Source organism: Cryptosporangium aurantiacum (assembly GCF_900143005.1).
GTDB classification, from domain to species: Bacteria; Actinomycetota; Actinomycetes; order Mycobacteriales; family Cryptosporangiaceae; genus Cryptosporangium; species Cryptosporangium aurantiacum.
On record NZ_FRCS01000017.1, the window covers coordinates 71,037 to 87,215 of the forward strand.

Consider the following 16,179-nt stretch of genomic DNA (forward strand, 5'->3'; position numbering starts at 1 on the left):
GTCATCGCTGACCACCCTCAGCCGCGAGCTGCACGGCACGCACGATGTTGTGGTAACCCGTACAGCGGCAGAGGTTCCCTTCCAGACCGAGCCGGATCTCCTCCTCGGTCGGCGTCGGGTTTTCCTTCAGCAGGTCCACCGACTGCATGATCATTCCCGGCGTGCAGAAGCCGCACTGCAGGGCGTGGCACTCGCGGAACGCCTCCTGGACCGGGTGGAGGCTGCCGTTCGTCGCGAGTCCTTCGATCGTGGTGATCTCGGCGCCGTCGGCCTGCACCGCCAGCACGTTGCAGGACTTCACGCTGCGGCCGTTGAGGTGCACCGTGCAGGCACCGCAGTTGCTGGTGTCGCAGCCGATCACGGTGCCGGTCTTGCCGAGCCGCTCGCGCAGGTACTGCACCAGCAGCATGCGCGGTTCGACGTCGTCGGAGACGGTCGCGCCGTCAACTTTGAGGCTGATTCGAGTCATGGGGGAGCTCCATCGTCCTTCAGCCGGATGTGAGTCAGCTCACCCTAGGCAGCGCGCGGTTGGCGGAAGGTTGGACACGCGCGGCTCAGCGGCCCGCGACCGCCAGCCGGGCCTTGAGCAGCGGAATCGCCGGGTGCGGAGGGGCGATCCGCCGCAGGCAGGCCTCGACGACCTCCCGGTCGTACGGCGAGAGTTCCTCGCTGTAGCGCAGGACGGCGTCCGGCTGCGGGTCGGCGAGCAGGGCCTCGCGCAGCGCGACCGCGACGTAGTCGGCCAGCTCGCTCAACGCGGGCGAGTTCGTGCCCGGCAGCAGGTCTCCCCCGTAGGCCTCGACCGCCGCCGCGACGTGGCCGCCGCGGATCAGCGCGAGCACGTGCTGGACGTCGGTGGCGACCGGCATCAGCAGCCGGTACGGCCGGGACGACAGCTGGCCGCCGAGCGCGTGCCGCAGGTGGCTGACCTCGGCCTTGAGCGTGGAGAACGTGATCGCCTGATCGCCGTAGACCATCGCGTGCAACTGCTCGAGCGACAGGCCCTCCGGGTGCAGCGCCAGCAGCGCGAGCACCTCCGTCTGGCGCCGGTTGAGCAGCAGCCGGTACCCGTCGAGCCGGGTCTCCGCGGTGCCGAGCAACGTCATCACCAGGCCGGGGTCGGCGGTCTGGTCCGGCTGCGCGGACGGGTGCTCGGTCGAGTACGGGATCGCGGTCTCGATCAGCCGGGCCATCACCCGGGCGGTGGCCAGGCCGATCGGATGAGTGCGGTCCCAGGTGGTGGAGAGGTCGATGACGCCGAGCTTCCGACCCGAGGCCGGGTCGTGCACCGGCGCGGCCCAGCAAACCCAATTGGCGACGATACGCGCGTAGTGCTCGGCGCTGAACACCGTGGACGGTGTGTCCAAACGGTTGGCCAGGTCGAGGGCGTTGGTGCCGACCGACTCGTCGTCCCAGCGCCCGCCGGGCAGGAAGCCGACCTGCTCGGCCCGGTTGCGCATCACCCGGCCGCCGTAGGTCCAGAGGATCCGGGTGTTGGCGTCGGTCACCGCGATCACCAGGTCGCCGTCCTCGGCGGTCCGGCGCAGCTCGGATTCGACCGCCTCGACCGCGGCCTGCAGCGGGGTGTCGTTCCAGACCGCGTCGGTCTCCGACTCGTCGGCCATCGGTGCGGCCTCGACCTCGGTGGAGACGTGCGCTTCGCGGGAGCGGCCCCAGCTGTTCAGGATCTCCGGACGGACCTGGGCCGCGACGTCCCCGTGCTCGGTGAACAGTGTCCAGGCGCGCACCGCTTGCACCCTACGTTCCTGTAAGTCGCCGTCTGCCATCCGAGACCCCGATGTCCCTGTGATCGCGTTCGCCGTCACGGTCATACCACGGCGGTGACGTCGTCACAGCTCGATCGGGGTCAGGCCCGCGCCAGGACGTCCAGAAGCTCCGCGAATGCCGCCAGCGAGTGGCCGGCGACGAAGTCGTCCACGGACGGCAGCACCGCCTGGATGCCGACCTGGATCGGTTCGTAGCCGTCCTTGCCACGGTGCGGGTTGACCCAGACGACGCGGTGCGCGATCCGGTGCAGCCGCGCCATCTGCTCGCCCAGCAGCGCCGCGTCGCCCCGCTCCCAGCCGTCGGAGAACACCACGACGACCGCGCCGCGAGCCAGGCCGCGACGGCCCCACCGGTCCAGGAACACCGTGAGCGTCTCGCCGAGCCGGGTGCCGCCGGACCAGTCCGGGACGGTCTGCCCGGCGGCGATCAGCGCCCGCTCCACGTCTCGGGTGCCCAGCGCCCTGGTCAGACGGGTGAGCCGGGTGCCGAGCGCGAACGTCTCCATGCCGGTCGTCTGCCGGCCGATCCGGTGCGCCAGCCGCAGCAGGGCGTCGGCGTACGCGCTCATCGACCCGGAGACGTCGATCAGCAGCACGACCGGGCGCGGCCGCAGGGCGTGGCGGCGCCACTCGAGCGCGGCGGGCTCCCCCATCCGGCGCAGGCTGGCCCGCAGCGTCCGGGACGCGTCCAGGGTTCCCCGGTGCCAGGGCCGCAGACGCCCGGACCGGCGCAGCGGCGGCCGCACATCCAGCGTCGCGAACATGGTGGCCAGCCGCGCCTTCTCGTTCGCGGTCAGCGTCGCCACGTCCCGGTGCCGGAGCACCTCGGCGGTGCTGGCCATCGCCCGGACGACCTCGTCGTCCTCCGCGCCGTCCCCGCCGTCGGACTCCGACGCCGGCAGGATCGACGACGACGTGGTGACCGCGGTCGGCGGGGCCGGGCGGCGCCGCGGCAGGCCCGACCGGTGGTCGAAGTACGCCTGGTACACCTGGTCGTAGCGCTCCAGGTCGGCCGGGGAGCCGCACAGCGTGGCCCGGCCCGCGTGGTACGTCGCCGCCGCGTCGTCCAGCCCTGCCATCGCCGCCGCGACGAGGTAACTCTGCGCCCGGTCGTGCGTGACCGGCACCCCGGCGGCGCGGAGCGCGACCGTGAAGCCGAGGAGAATGGCTTCCGCCGGGTTGTCACTCACTGCGTGAGGAGCCGGTCGAGCGCGTGCCGCACCTTCTCCGCGTCCTCCCGGTACTTGACCAGGGCGCCGACCGTGCGCGCCGAGGACTCCAGGTCGAGCTCGGTGACGCCGAGCAGGTGCAGCGCGCGGGCCCAGTCGAGCGTCTCCGCCACGCCCGGCGGTTTCTGCAGGTCGACGCCGCGCAGCGCCTGCACCGCGGTGACGACCTGACGATTCAGCGCGGCCGAGACCTCCGGGGCGCGCGAGCGGACGATCTCGATCTCCCGCTCCAGCCCCGGGTGGTCGATCCAGTGGTAGAGGCAGCGCCGCTTGAGCGCGTCGTGCAGTTCGCGCGTGCGGTTCGACGTCAGGATCACGATCGGCGGGACGGCCGCCGCGACCGTGCCGAACTCCGGGATGCTCACCTGGTAGGTCGAGAGGACCTCCAGCAGGAACGCCTCGAACTCGTCGTCGGCGCGGTCGATCTCGTCGACCAGCAGCACCGCCGGCGCCTCCCGCAGGGCGGCCAGCACCGGCCTGGCCAGCAGGAACCGCTCGTCGTAGAGGGACTTCTCGGCCTGCTCGGCGTCGACGCCGCCGGAGGCCTCCAGCGCGCGCAGGTGCAGGATCTGCCGCGGGAAGTCCCAGTCGTAGAGCGCCTGGGTGGCGTCGATGCCCTCGTAACACTGCAGCCGGATCAGCGGCAGCGACAGGCTTTGGGCGATCGCCTCGGCCAGCGCGGTCTTGCCGGTGCCCGGCTCGCCCTCGAGCAGCAGCGGTCGCCGCATCCCGAGCGCGAGGAACGTCACGGTGGCCAGCGCGTCGTCACAGAGGTAGCCGGTCCCGCCGAGGCGAGCGGCGATGTCGGCGGCGGAACGAAACTCCATTCGACGAGGCTACGCACAGAAGCGTTGGCCCCTGGTTGGGGCCCGGCCTCAGTCGGCGGCCCGGAGGAAGTCCAGGAGGTGCCGGGTGACCGTGTCCGGCTGTTCGAGGTGCAGGAAATGTCCGACGCCGGGCAGCAGCGCGGCCCGTGACGGTGGTGCGATCCGGGGCTCGACCACCGCGAAGAACCTCGGGTCGAGCGCGCCGTCCCGGTCTCCGTGCAGGTAGAGCAGCGGCACCCGGGGTGGTGCGGACGCCACTCGGGTGCCGCCGCGGGAGCGCAACGCACGGTAGTACGAGATGACCGCCGTGGCGTGCGCCCGGTCCGGCACCGCCCGTGCCAGCCGGTCCAGGTCGTCGATCGCGTCGTACCCCGGCGACCACCGCTTCCACAGCCTGCGCACCAGCCAGTCGAAGTTCCGCTCGGCCAGTCCCGGCACCTGGTTGTAGCCGATGTACCAGGAGTGGAACGGCTGCCGCAGCAGCGCGCCTCGCCACGGGCCTCGCGTCTCCGGCGTCGGGCTCAGGTACACCAGCGGCGGCACCGCGAGCAGCGCCACCCGGGAGTACGGCGAACCCTTGTCCCCCGCCACCGCGCTCGCCGCGATCGCGCCCCAGTCGTGCCCGACCAGCGCCGTCGTCGCGGTGCCGCCGAGCCGCTCGTGCAGCGCGATCGCGTCGGCGGCGAGCGCGCGCACGGAGTAGTCCCGGTCGGCCGGGATGCCGGACGGTGCGTATCCGCGGAGGAACGGCGCCGCGACCCGGTAACCCGCGTCGGCCAGCAGCGGCGCGACCGTGCGCCACGTCCACGCGGTGTCGGGGAAGCCGTGCAGCGCGATCAGCAGTTCCCCGTCCGGCGGCCCCCACTCGAGGACCCCGGCGGAGTGGGTCGGCAACTCGACGGAGTATTCCCTCGGCGGCATGGCAATGAACGCTAGCCGGGAACGACGTCCTTCAGTCCGAAATGGCCGAACACCGACGGGTCGGCGAACGTGACGCAGCGGCGGATCAGCCCGTCCGCCACGTCGAACACCTGGATCGAGTGGGCCCGGAGCACGCCGTCCACCGGGACGTACGCCGCCAGCGCCGGGCTCCCGTTCGCGCGCACCGGCACCGCGTGCCAGCCCGTTCCGCGCCGCTCGAAGACGCCCTCGATGAACTCGCGGTAGTGCGCCCGGCCGGTGAGCCAGAGCGGCACCGGCGGCATCTCCAGCACCACGTCGTCGGCCAGCAGGCGGGTCAGCCCGGGGACGTCGGCTGCTTCGAACGCGATCAGGTACCGCTCGACGACCGCGCGTTCACCGGGATCGGCGGGTTCGCGCAGGTCCTCGAGCACCGGCCCGGCCGACCGGAGCGTGGCCCTGGCCCGCTGCAGGCTGCTGTTCACCGACGCGACGCTGCTGTCCAGGGCTTCAGCGACCTCGGCGGCCGGCAACTGGAGCACCTCGCGCAGCACCAGCGCCGCCCGCTGCCGCGCCGGGAGCAACTGCAGCGCCGCGACCAACGCCAGCCGCAGCCCGGCGCGCTGCTGGACGGCGTCCGCCGGGTCGTCCCCTCCCCGGTCGCCCCCTCCCCGGCGGCTCAGCCGGGCGTCCGGGAACGGCTGCAACCACGGGACGTCGAGGTTCGGCACCAGCGGCGCCCGCGGATCGTCGCCGGGCGGTCCCAGGCCGCTGGGCAGCGGCCGCCTGCTCCGGCCCTCGAGTGCGGTGAGGCACGCGTTGGTCGCGATGCGGTGCAGCCAGGTCCGCACCGAGGCGCGCCGCGGGTCGTACCGGTCGGCGGCCCGCCAGGCTCGCAGCAGCGTCTCCTGCACCAGGTCCTCGGCCTCCTCGACGGAGCCGAGCATCCGGTAGCAGTGCGCCAGCAAGTCGCCGCGGTAGGCCTCGAACTGCTGCTGCGCCACGCCGGGAGCGTACGCCGCGATGAGTTTCACTCCCGGCGCCGGTATGTGGTGGGGAGGGCGGCCGGACCGTGGCCGCCGCAGCAGGAGGGAGCCCCCGATGGGCGACGTCATCGTCATCGAGTTCACCACGCTGGACGGCGTGGTCTCCGACCCCGACGGACGCTGGGGTACCGACCACGGCGGCTGGGCGTTCCGCTACGGGCCGGGACCGGTCAGCGACGACAAGTTCCGCCTGGGGGCGCGGATGGAGCGGGGCGTCCAGCTGTACGGCCGCCGGACGTGGGAACACTTCGCGCGCCTCTGGCCGGGCCGCGACACCGACTACGCCCGTGTGATGAACGCGGCGCCGAAGCGCGTCGCCACCCGCACCGGCATCGACCCGAGCGCCTGGTCGAACTCGGCGGCGATCGACGGTGACCCGGTGGCCTGGGTCGAGGCCGAGCGCACCCGGTGCGACGTCCTCGTGATCGGCAGCCTGAGCCTGGTGCACGCGCTGGCCGCCGCCGACCTCGTCGACGAGTACCGGCTCGTCACGTTCCCGACCGTGGTCGGCGCGGGAGACCGGCTGTTCGCCACGGGCACGCCCACCGGCTTCCGGTTCACGGCCGCGGAGCCCGCCGACGCCGCCGTGCTGACGATCGTGCGTCGCGTGATCCCCTGACCGCGCCCACGCGCCGGTGAGCAGATTGCATTTGGAAGGGCCATACGTCTTCCAAATGCAATCCGCTTGGGCGCAGCCGGGAGCGTCAACTCACGTCGCGAGGCGCCGGACCAGCTCGTCGGCGATCGCTCGCATACCGGCGGCGTTCGGGTGGAACGCGGCCGCCGCCCGGCGCGGACTCGCCACGAACCCGTTCACCCACGGCTCCGGCGATCCGACGCCGTGCCCGACACTGAGCTCGGACGCCTTGACCAGGTCGGCGCCGGTGGCCTGGGCAGCCACCGCGAACGCGCCGGAGACGCGGCGTCCCAGTGCCCGCAGCGCCTTGTGCTGCGCCTCGGTGAACGGCGCGGGCGGGGCCTTCTCGTCCAGGATCGTGAGGTAGTCGACGAGCACCACCCGCGCGCCGGGCGCCCGGGTCCGCACGGCCTCCACCACCTGCCGCAGCCCGTCCACCGCGACGTCCGGATCCCTGACCGGCACCGGCCCGCGAGCCAGAGCGTTACCCAGCGGCCGGGTCAGCCACGAGCGCTGGAACCGGTTCGCCCAGGCCAGCCGCAGCACCGTCGCGAGGTAGCCCAGGTCGTTGCCGCCCGCGGTGACCGTCACCAGGTCCGCGTCCGCCGGGACACCGGAGAGCTGCGGCGGGTACGTCTTCCGGGCGACGCGCTGCGACTGGTCCAGGATCGTCGCGGTCGTCGCACCGGACACCGTCAGGTCGGTCAGCTGGGCGCCGAGCGCGTCCGCGAGCAGGTGGGCGTAGTTGCTCCCGGAGCGGCCGGCCGTCGCGTCGACGACCGGCGGGATCCCCGGCCCGGCCGCGAACGAACTTCCGAGAGCAACCACGTGTCGGTAAGCCATGCCGTCATCCGATCACGCGCGACCGCCGTGCTCACACGGCGGTATAACCGCAGTCGGAGCAGTATGGAGCGGTGGACCTGATCACCGTTCCGTTCAACTCCTCCGGCTCCTCGGTCGGCGTCGCGCGGGCACCGTCCGCCCTGCTCGACGCCGGGTTGGCGACCGCGCTGCCCGGCGCGCGCGTGGTCGAGGCCGCGGTGCCGATCACCGACCCGGCCCGCGGCCCGAGCGGCCTGGCTGCGGAGGACGCGCTGGCCGCGATGGTGACCTCGGTGTCCGAGCGGGTGCTGGACGCCTGGGCCGCCGACCGCGTCCCGGTCGTGCTCGGCGGTGACTGCCCGGTGCTGCTCGGCGGGCTCGTTGCCGCCGAGCACCGCGGTTACGGCGCGGGGCTGGTCTTCGTCGACGGGCACGAGGACGCCTGGGACCCGCACCGCTCCCCCAGCGGCGAGGCGGCAGACAGCGAGATCGCGCTCGCGCTCGGATGGGTTCCCGCGCCGGCGGCGCTGGCCCCGGTCCTGCCCTGCCTGCGCGCGTCCGATCTGGTGCAACTCGGTCCTCGGGACGCTACCGAGCTGGCCGACGCCGGGCAGCGGACCATCGCCGACCGGGTGCCGGTGCTGGCCGGGGAGCGCCTCGCCGCCCCGGGCGGTGGTGAGATCGGGGAACGGATGGCGGCCGGGCTGATCGCCCGTACCGAGCACTGGTGGCTGCACGTGGACCTCGACGTGCTGAGCACCGGCGCGCTGTCCGCCGTGGACTATCCGCAGCCCGGCGGCCTCACCTGGGACCAGCTCGAAACGCTGACCGCGTCCCTGCTGCGCATCGGCGGCTGCGGCGGGCTGAGCGTCTGCATCTACAACCCGGACCTCGACGGCGGTGCGGCCGCCGGGCGCATCGCCCAGTACGTCGCGGGCGCCGCGCGTCTGCTGGAGCAGCGCGCGGCGTGAACCGCTAACCTCCCCGCCGGATGCGGACGTCCGGGCGGCCGTCCGGGTCGATCGTCACGGTGGCCGTCACGCCGAACACGGCGGCGATCCGCTCCGGCGTCAGCACGTCGGCGGGCGTGCCCGCGGCCACCACACGACCGTCGGACAGCAGCACGATCCGGTCGCAGTACTGGGCCGCGAGGTCGAGACCGTGCAGCGCGACGACGACCGTGACCGGGGCGGTCGCCAGGTTCTCCAGCAGCTCGAGCTGGTGCCGGATGTCCAGGTGGTTCGTCGGTTCGTCCAGCAGCAGAACGTCCGGATCCTGCAACAACGCACGGGCCAGGTCGACCCGTTGGCGCTCGCCGCCGGACAGCGACGACCAGGCCCGGCCGCCGTACCCGGGCAGCCCGGCGTCCGCCAGCGCGCGTTCGGTGCCCGCGACGTCGTCCCGGGTGACCGGCGCCAGCCGAGGGCGGTGCGGGATCCGGGCCAGCAGCAGCACGTCCCGCACCGTCAGATCCAGCTCCGCGGGCGTCTGCTGGGTGACCACCGCAACCGATCGCGCCACCGCCCGGCGGGGCAGCGACTCCCGATCCACCCCGTCCAGGCACACCCGTCCCCGCTCCGGACGCCGGAACCCGGCGAGCGTCCGCAGCAGCGTCGACTTACCCGACCCGTTGGGTCCGAGCAGCCCGACCGTGCTCCCGCTCGGCGCTTCCAGGACGACGTCGCTCAGCAGCGAGCGTCCGCGCACCACGACGGTCAGGTCCGTACCGCTGACCCTCACGACGCCACCCTCCGCCGCAGCAGCACCGCGAACGCGGGCACGCCGACCAGCGCGGTCACCACCCCCACCGGAACCTCCTGCGGCGCGAACACCGTGCGGGCCGCGGTGTCGGCCCAGATCAGGAAGATCGCACCGGTCAGCGCGCACGCCGGGAGCAGCAGCCGGTGGCGCGCGCCGACCAGCGCCCGGGCGGCGTGCGGAACCATCAGCCCCACGAACCCGATCGCGCCGCTGCTCGCCACCAGCACCGCGGCGAGCAGCGCGGTCGTGGTGAACAGCAGCGCCCGGACACGGCCCGGCGCGAAGCCGAGCGACTGCGCGACGTCGGCGCCGTACGCGAACGCGTCCAGCGCCGGGGCCGCCGCCCAGCACACGAGCACCCCGGCGGCGCCGACGACCGCGCACAGCCCGACCGTCGGCCAGGACGCCGCCGCGAGCGACCCCAGCAGCCAGAACGTGACGCCGCGCGTGTTCTGGACGCTGGCGTCCGACACCACGATCAGGCTGGTCACCGCCGAGAACAGCTGCCCGGCCGCGACCCCGGCGAGCACGATCCGGTTCGGCTGCGTCCAGCGCGCACCGGCCAGCAGCAGCGTGACGCCGAACGCGACGACCGCCCCGGCGAACGCACCCACCGACAGCGCGGCCGCACCGGCGCCCCAGCCGAGCACGAGCACCGCGACCGCTCCGGTGGACGCGCCGCCGGAGATACCCAGCAGGTACGGGTCGGCGAGCGGGTTCCGCGTCAGCGCCTGCAGGACGGCGCCGCACACCGCGAGGCCCGCCCCGACGAGCGCCGCCAGCAGCACCCGGGGCAGCCGCAGGTCCCAGACGATGCTGTCGGTCAGCAGCGGCAGCGGTGTCACCGGCAGGCCGGCCCTGGCCGACAGCGCGCGGAGCACCTCACGCGGCGACAGGTCGGCCACGCCGAGCGCGACCGCCCCCGCCACGCTCGCCACCAGGGCGACCACGGCGGCCCCGAGCCAGGCCGGGCCGCGCAGCGTCATCGGCGGGCAGCGACGACGTAGTCGTCCAGGTACTGCCAGACCGTGCCGACCTCGGCGAAACCCGCGGTGCGCAGCGCCGCCAGGTGCAGGTCGAGCGGGGCGTCGAGCTGCGGCGGACGGTCGGCGAACCGCTTCGCGCGGTCCTCGGCGAGGGCGTCCAGCGCCGGTTCTTTCCGAGCCTCCGCGTACCAGGCGTCGTAGTCGAGCGCACCGGCGGCGAACGCGGCCCGCTGGGTCTCCGCGTCGTGCTGCTCGGCAACCGCCCGCAGCGTCGGGGTGGTGTAGCGGAGGTGGTCGGCGTTGAGCAGCAGACCGCCCGGCCGGAGCACGCGGGCCGCCGCTGCGTAGACGCCGAGCAGTTGCGCCGGCGACAGCCAGTGCAGCGCGGTCGAGCTGACCACCGCGTCGAACGACGCTTCCCCGAGCGGGGCCTCCCCGACCAAGGCCTCCCCGACCGAGGACTCCCAGCCCGGTGCCACCAGGTCGACGTCGAGGACGCGCGCCCGATCGGCGGGAAGCGCACCGCGGGCGATCTCGAGCAGGATCGGGTCGTAGTCGAGCGCGACGACCGTGGAGCCGGGCAGGCCGGTGAGCACCCGATCGGAGAGCGCACCAGGGCCGCAGGCCAGGTCGAGGACCCGGACCCCGGTGCCGAGATGGAGGCGGATGGTCTCCAGCATCACCGTGAAGCGCTGTTCGCGATGCGCCACGTAGGCGTCCTGCTGGGTGTCCCAGGCTCGTAACAGCGCGCGAGCGGCGTCCCTGTTCATCGGAGCACCGTCCGCAGGCCGGAACCGACCTGTTCGACGGCCTCGACGCTGCGGATCGACGGATCCATCGACGAGCCGGAGACCGTGACGAACCGGCCTTCGCGGACCGCGGTCAGCTTCGCGGTCGCGGGGTTCTGCCGCAGGTAGCGGATCTTGGACTCGGCGCTGTCGCCGTCGCCGCCGCGGGTCAGGTCGGCGAGCACGATGACGTCCGGGTCGCGGGTGGCGATCGTCTCCCAGCTGCCGGCGGGCCAGGTCTGGGTGGCGTCGGCGTAGACGTTCTCGAGTCCGAGCAGCGTGCTGATCGCGGCCGGGACGCCGTTCTGCCCGGCGACGTACGGCGTGCTGGTGCCCGAGTAGTACCAGAGTGCGGTGGTGCCCTGGGGCACGGCGGCGCTCTGCACGGCCGCGTCGAGGCGCTTCTGCTGGGCGGCGACCAGCGACGTGCCGCGGTCCGCGACGCCGAACAGCGTGGCGACCTCGCGGATCTCGGCGAACAGCCCCTCGAACGACATGCTCGCGTGTCCGTCGGCGGGCTTCTCGCAGGCGAACGGCGAGAGGTACGCCGGGATGCCGACCTTCGCGTGCTCGGCGCGCGGACCCGCGGCGTCACCGGCGTAGGCCGAGGTGAACGTCGAGTACAGGAAGTCGGGCCGGGCCTGGAGCACGGACTCCCGCGACGGGTAGAGCTTCGCGAGCACCGGCACCGACCGGTAGTCGTCGGCGAGCGCCGGCTGGACCGGATCGGTCTGGTACGAGGTGCCGACCATGCGGTCGGCGAGGCCGAGCGACAGCAGGATCTCGGTCGCGTTCTGCTCCAGCGTGATGGCCCGCTGCGGGGGTGCGGCGACGCTCAACCGCTGACCGCAGTTGACGACGGACGTCGTGCCGCCGGCGGTGCTCGCGGCCGACTCGACCGCGGTGGTGCCGCCGCAGGCGGCCGTGGCCGCCAGCACGACCATCGCCGCCGTGATGAATCTGATTTTCATGTTCGAGAAGCTAGCTCACGCCGAACTCCTCGCCGACGCCGGGGTGCGTTTGGGCTTCGCGAGACCCGCGACGACGAACTGCGCGAACTCCGCGGCGATCTCGGGCGCCTGCGGCAGGGTCTTGCCGCGGATCAGCCGGGCGTGGGTCTCGGCCATGTCGTGCAGTCGCTGCGCGGCCGGAGCGTAGGTTGGCGTCACCGTCCGCGCAGATCCACCGGAGCCGCCCGTGACCGAGCACCCGATCCTCCACCCCGGGCTGACGTGGGAGGAGATGGACGGCCTCACGTTCCGGACCGGTCGCCGCACGCTGACCGAGGCCGACCTCGTGCAGTTCGTCGGCTGGGCGGGCTTCGTCGAGCCGCTGTTCCTCGACGCCGAGCACGCCGCGGAGGCCGGTTACGCCGGACGGTTGGTGCCCGGTGCGCTGGTGTACAGCGTGGCGGAGGGCCTGGTCATGCAGTCCGGCGCGATCAACGGCACCGGGCTGGCGTTCCTCGGCATGGAGCTCACCGTCAAGCGGCCGACGTTCGTCGGCGACACGCTGTACGCGGTGGTGCGGACGCTGGAGGTGCGGCCGTCGAGCAAGCCGGGGCGCGGCGTCGTGCGGGCCGAGGTCAGCGTGCTCAATCAGCGGGACGAGGAGGTCCTGGTCTACACGCCGGTGCGGCTGGTGCGCGGCCGCGACTAGACACGGGCGAGCCCGGCCGATCGTACGGATCGGCCGGGCTCGCCGGGGAACTGCTGATCAGGCCAGGTCGAAGCGGTCGAGCTCCATGACCTTGGTCCACGCCGCGGCGAAGTCCTTCACGAACCTGTCGCGCGCGTCCTCGCTGGCGTACACCTCCGCGAGCGCCCGCAGCTGCGAGTTCGAGCCGAAGATGAGGTCGACCGCGGTGGCGGTCCACTTCACCTGGTCGGTCGCCACGTCACGGATCTCGTAGACGTTCTCCTCCGCCTCCGACGCCTTCCACCGGGTACCCGGGGCGAGCAGGTTGGCGAAGAAGTCGTTGCTGAGCACACCCGGCCGGTCGGTCAGCACGCCGTGCCGGGAGCCACCGAAGTTGTTCCCGAGCGCGCGCAGGCCGCCGACCAGGACCGTCATCTCCGGCGCGGTCAGGTTCAGCATGTAGGCGCGTTCGACGAGCAGCGTCTCCGGCTGGGTCTTCTCGCCCGGCCGCAGGTAGTTGCGGAACCCGTCGGCGCGAGGCTCGAGGACGGCGAACGAGTTGACGTCGGTCTGCTCCTGGGAGGCGTCGGTGCGGCCCGGGCGGAACGGCACGGTCACCTCGACGCCGGCGTCGCGCGCCGCCTTCTCGACGGCGGCCGAACCGGCCAGCACGATCAGGTCGGCGAGCGAGATCTTCGCCCCACCGGCCGCGTTGAACTCGCGCTGGATGCCCTCGAGCTTCTCGATGACCTCCGAGGTGCCCGCGTTCACCTCCCAGCTGCGCTGCGGCTCGAGACGGAGCCGGGCGCCGTTCGCGCCGCCGCGCTTGTCGGTGCTGCGGTAACTCGCGGCCGAGGCCCACGCGGTCTGCACCAGCTGCGAGGCGGTGAGCCCGGACTCCAGGACCTTCGTCTTCAGCGCCGCGACGTCGGCGTCACCCACGAGCTCGTGGTCGACGGCCGGCACCGGGTCCTGCCAGAGCTGCGGCTCGGCGACCCACGGGCCGAGGAAGCGGCTGACCGGACCCATGTCACGGTGCAGCAGCTTGTACCAGGCCTTCGCGAACGCCAGCGCGAACTCGTCCGGGTTCTCCAGGAACCGGCGGGAGATCGGCTCGTAGATCGGGTCGAAGCGCAGCGACAGGTCCGTCGTAAGCATCGTCGGCTTGTGCTTCTTGTTCGGGTCGAAGGGGTCCGGGATGATCGCCTCGGCGTCCTTCGCGACGTACTGCTTGGCGCCACCGGGGCTGGTGGTCAGCTCCCACTCGTAGCCGAACAGGATCTCGAAGAAGCGGTTGCTCCACTCGGTCGGCTTGTCGGTCCAGGTGAGCTCGAGGCCGCTGGTGATCGTGTCCCCGCCCTTGCCGGTGCCGTGGGTGCTCAGCCAGCCGAGGCCCTGCGCCTCGATCGGGGCGGCCTCCGGCTCCGGGCCCACGTGGTCGTCGGCGATGCCGGCGCCGTGGGTCTTGCCGAACGTGTGACCACCGGCGATCAGCGCGACGGTCTCCTCGTCGTTCATCGCCATCCGGCTGAACGTCTCGCGGATGAAGTGCGCCGCCGCGAGCGGGTCCGCGCTGCCGCGGGGGCCCTCGGGGTTGACGTAGATGAGGCCCATCTCGGTCGCGCCGACGTCCTCGGCCATCGCATTGTCGGAGACGTAACGCTCGTCGCCGAGCCAGGTGTCCTCCGGGCCCCAGAAGATCTCCTCGGGCTCCCAGACGTCGACGCGGCCGAAGCCGAAGCCGAACGTCTTGAAGCCCATCGACTCCAGGGCGACGTTGCCGGCGAGCACGAGCAGGTCGGCCCAGGAGATCTTCTGACCGTACTTCTGCTTGACCGGCCAGAGCAGGCGGCGGGCCTTGTCCAGGTTCGCGTTGTCCGGCCAGCTGTTGAGCGGCGCGAACCGCTGGCCACCGTCGCCGGCTCCACCGCGACCGTCACCGATGCGGTAGGTGCCCGCGGCGTGCCAGCTCATCCGGATCATCAGGCCGCCGTAGTGGCCGAAGTCGGCCGGCCACCAGTCCTGCGAGGTCGTGAGGACCTCGGTGATGTCCCGCTTGAGCGCCTCGACGTCGAGCTTCTCGAACTCCTTGGCGTAGCTGAAGTCTTCACCCAGCGGGTTGCCCTTGGACGAGTGGGCGTGCAGCACCGAAAGGTCGAGCTGGTTGGGCCACCAGTCCCGGTTGGTGTGCGGACGACCACCGGTCTTCGGAGTCGGCGAGTCGATCGCCGGGTTCTCGCTCTCGCTGCCGTGCGAGGTCACCGAGTCGTGCGCGACCGGGCAGCCGGCCGCCGCCTTCTGGTCCACACCCTGCGCGCTGGCAGGGGTGTCCTGGGTGTCGCTCATCTGCTTCCTTCCGAACTGGGAGCTGACTGGGACGTACGTTCGGTCGCGCAGTCGGGACAGGTGCCCCAGTAGACGACCTCCGCCTCGTCGACCACGAAACCGTGGTCGTCCGAGGCGGTAAGACAAGGGGAATACCCGACGGCGCAGTCGACGTCGGCGATCGCACCGCAGGTGCGGCAGACGACGTGGTGGTGGTTGTCCCCCACCCGGCACTCGTACCGGGCGGTCGCACCGGCGGGCTGGATGCGCCGTACCAGACCGGCGTCCGTGAGCGCCCGCAGCACGTCGTAGATCGCCTGGTGAGAGACGCTGAGTTCGGCCCGGACCAGGTCGATCACCGTGTCGGTGTCGACGTGCGGGTGGTCGCGCAGTGCGGCGAGCACTGCCAACCGCGGGCGGGTCACGCGCAACGAGACCGCCCGAAGCTGCGCCTCGAAGTCGGACGTCATGGAATGAACATAGGGCAATTGTTTGGAACAGTTCAAGTTTTACGGCGGACCGAACCGGCGTGGATTTCTCGAACGGCCTACCCGCTGGGGCTCGCTTTAGCCACCGAATCCTCGGTCGGGTCGCTCCCCCACCACACATACGATCGGCGGGTGAGCGCTGCGAACCTCAACACGCTGGTCGACTTCTGCGCCCGGCGCGACGTCGATGTTCTCACCCGCGACGCGGTCGAGGAGGCAGCCGGCGGGCGCGCCGACGTCGCGATCCTCTTCGGCGGCACCATCCTCGCCGGCGGTGACCGCTTCGCCGAGGCGATCACGCGGGACGTCGCGGCGTGTTACCTGATCGTCGGCGGCCGGGGGCACTCCACCGACGCGCTGTACGAGGCGGCCCGCACCCACCTGCACTGGGACGACGTCGGTGAGCACACCGAGGCCGCGCTGTTCGACCGGTACCTGCGCGAGCGCCACGGCGTCCGCGCCGACCTCCTGGAGACCGAGTCGACGAACTGCGGCAACAACGTCCGGAACGCGCTCGCGGTCCTCGCCGCCGCACGGGTGCCGCACCGGCGGGTCGTGCTGATCCAAGACGCGTCCATGCAGCTGCGGATGGACGCATGTTTCCGGCTGCACGCCCCGGACACCCGCGTGGTGAACTTCGCCGCGCACCGGACGATGGTCGACGCCGACCTCGGCTACCTGTCGCCACCGCTCGGGATGTGGCCGCCGGAGCGGTACTTCTCCCTGCTGATGGGCGAGATCCCCCGGCTCACCGACGACCCGGCCGGGTACGGCCCGGCCGGTCGCGGCTTCATCGCGCACGTGGACGTCCCGGAGGCGGTCCGGCGGGCCCACTCCGAGCTGGAGCGGGACCGCATCGGTACCACGCGTGTCGCGGATCCGCGCTTCTCCGATTCGTCCAAGGCAGCCGGCGTCGGCGACCGTTAGCGTGGCGAGCAATCACAG

General features: G+C 72.6%; 18 protein-coding genes. 4 read left to right on the top strand and 14 right to left on the bottom strand.

Going from position 1 to position 16,179, the window contains the following annotated elements; all coding sequences use genetic code 11:
• Nucleotide 1: 1 nt before the first annotated feature.
• The 6 genes from BUB75_RS36185 to BUB75_RS36210 form a co-directional block, all read right to left on the bottom strand.
• Entirely contained in the window at nt 2-469 is a 468-nt protein-coding gene (locus BUB75_RS36185) for a (2Fe-2S)-binding protein (protein WP_073263886.1), read from the bottom strand.
• Nucleotides 470-554: 85 nt separating this feature from the next.
• Nucleotides 555-1,748 (bottom strand): sigma-54-dependent transcriptional regulator family protein, encoded by a 1,194-nt coding sequence (locus BUB75_RS36190; RefSeq protein ID WP_218617976.1) that lies wholly within the window; start codon nt 1,746-1,748, stop codon nt 555-557.
• Between the two features lie 119 nt (nt 1,749-1,867).
• Complete coding sequence (locus BUB75_RS36195) at nt 1,868-2,977, bottom strand: vWA domain-containing protein (RefSeq protein ID WP_073263890.1); 1,110 nt, start codon at nt 2,975-2,977, stop codon at nt 1,868-1,870.
• The gene (locus tag BUB75_RS36200; protein WP_073263892.1) at nt 2,974-3,843 is read right to left on the bottom strand and encodes an AAA family ATPase; all 870 of its coding nucleotides are present in this window, start codon (nt 3,841-3,843) and stop codon (nt 2,974-2,976) included. Before BUB75_RS36200 ends, BUB75_RS36195 begins: the two co-directional genes overlap by 4 nt.
• Before the next feature lie 48 nt (nt 3,844-3,891).
• On the bottom strand, nt 3,892-4,764 hold the full coding sequence (locus tag BUB75_RS36205; RefSeq protein WP_073263894.1) for an alpha/beta fold hydrolase: 873 nt from the start codon (nt 4,762-4,764) through the stop codon (nt 3,892-3,894).
• A gap of 11 nt (nt 4,765-4,775) precedes the next feature.
• Nucleotides 4,776-5,747, bottom strand: coding sequence for an RNA polymerase subunit sigma-70 (locus tag BUB75_RS36210; RefSeq protein ID WP_073264044.1), 972 nt, complete (start codon nt 5,745-5,747; stop codon nt 4,776-4,778).
• 97 nt (nt 5,748-5,844) lie between these two features.
• Here BUB75_RS36210 and BUB75_RS36215 point away from each other — a divergent pair, with 97 nt between their 5' ends.
• Nucleotides 5,845-6,408 carry a dihydrofolate reductase family protein gene (locus tag BUB75_RS36215; protein WP_073263896.1) on the top strand — a complete coding sequence of 188 codons (564 nt, stop codon included), beginning with the start codon at nt 5,845-5,847 and terminating at the stop codon, nt 6,406-6,408.
• Nucleotides 6,409-6,498: 90 nt separating this feature from the next.
• Here BUB75_RS36215 and BUB75_RS36220 read toward each other — a convergent pair whose 3' ends face one another.
• Complete coding sequence (locus tag BUB75_RS36220; RefSeq protein WP_073263898.1) at nt 6,499-7,269, bottom strand: SGNH/GDSL hydrolase family protein; 771 nt, start codon at nt 7,267-7,269, stop codon at nt 6,499-6,501.
• A 71-nt stretch (nt 7,270-7,340) separates the two neighbouring features.
• Between BUB75_RS36220 and BUB75_RS36225 the strand changes: the two genes are divergently transcribed.
• Entirely contained in the window at nt 7,341-8,219 is an 879-nt protein-coding gene (locus BUB75_RS36225) for an arginase family protein (RefSeq protein WP_073263900.1), read from the top strand.
• Nucleotides 8,220-8,223: 4 nt separating this feature from the next.
• Here BUB75_RS36225 and BUB75_RS36230 read toward each other — a convergent pair whose 3' ends face one another.
• From BUB75_RS36230 to BUB75_RS36250, 5 genes are read right to left on the bottom strand one after another with little or no spacing between them, the layout of a single operon-like run.
• Complete coding sequence (locus tag BUB75_RS36230; protein ID WP_073263902.1) at nt 8,224-8,988, bottom strand: ABC transporter ATP-binding protein; 765 nt, start codon at nt 8,986-8,988, stop codon at nt 8,224-8,226.
• Nucleotides 8,985-9,995, bottom strand: a complete 1,011-nt coding sequence (locus BUB75_RS36235) for a FecCD family ABC transporter permease (RefSeq protein ID WP_073263905.1) — start codon at nt 9,993-9,995, stop codon at nt 8,985-8,987. Before BUB75_RS36235 ends, BUB75_RS36230 begins: the two co-directional genes overlap by 4 nt.
• A complete protein-coding gene (locus BUB75_RS36240) occupies nt 9,992-10,765 on the bottom strand; it encodes a class I SAM-dependent methyltransferase (RefSeq protein WP_073263907.1) in 774 nt (257 codons plus the stop codon). The genes BUB75_RS36235 and BUB75_RS36240 overlap by 4 nt, the downstream gene beginning before the upstream one ends.
• Nucleotides 10,762-11,754: an ABC transporter substrate-binding protein gene (locus BUB75_RS36245; RefSeq protein ID WP_073263909.1), complete on the bottom strand. Its 993-nt coding sequence runs from the start codon at nt 11,752-11,754 to the stop codon at nt 10,762-10,764. Before BUB75_RS36245 ends, BUB75_RS36240 begins: the two co-directional genes overlap by 4 nt.
• A gap of 15 nt (nt 11,755-11,769) precedes the next feature.
• The gene (locus tag BUB75_RS36250; RefSeq protein ID WP_073263911.1) at nt 11,770-11,952 is read right to left on the bottom strand and encodes a hypothetical protein; all 183 of its coding nucleotides are present in this window, start codon (nt 11,950-11,952) and stop codon (nt 11,770-11,772) included.
• Between the two features lie 73 nt (nt 11,953-12,025).
• Here BUB75_RS36250 and BUB75_RS36255 point away from each other — a divergent pair, with 73 nt between their 5' ends.
• Nucleotides 12,026-12,442, top strand: coding sequence for an FAS1-like dehydratase domain-containing protein (locus BUB75_RS36255; protein WP_143175644.1), 417 nt, complete (start codon nt 12,026-12,028; stop codon nt 12,440-12,442).
• A gap of 57 nt (nt 12,443-12,499) precedes the next feature.
• Here the strand turns inward: BUB75_RS36255 and katG are convergent, their stop codons facing one another.
• Together katG and BUB75_RS36265 are read right to left on the bottom strand one after the other, a co-directional pair.
• Nucleotides 12,500-14,767 carry a catalase/peroxidase HPI gene (gene katG, locus BUB75_RS36260; protein WP_073263914.1) on the bottom strand — a complete coding sequence of 756 codons (2,268 nt, stop codon included), beginning with the start codon at nt 14,765-14,767 and terminating at the stop codon, nt 12,500-12,502.
• Nucleotides 14,764-15,216 (bottom strand): Fur family transcriptional regulator, encoded by a 453-nt coding sequence (locus BUB75_RS36265; RefSeq protein ID WP_073263916.1) that lies wholly within the window; start codon nt 15,214-15,216, stop codon nt 14,764-14,766. The genes katG and BUB75_RS36265 overlap by 4 nt, the downstream gene beginning before the upstream one ends.
• A 150-nt stretch (nt 15,217-15,366) precedes the next feature.
• Between BUB75_RS36265 and BUB75_RS36270 the strand changes: the two genes are divergently transcribed.
• Nucleotides 15,367-16,161 carry an ElyC/SanA/YdcF family protein gene (locus BUB75_RS36270; protein ID WP_073263918.1) on the top strand — a complete coding sequence of 265 codons (795 nt, stop codon included), beginning with the start codon at nt 15,367-15,369 and terminating at the stop codon, nt 16,159-16,161.
• The last annotated feature ends 18 nt before the right edge of the window (nt 16,162-16,179 follow it).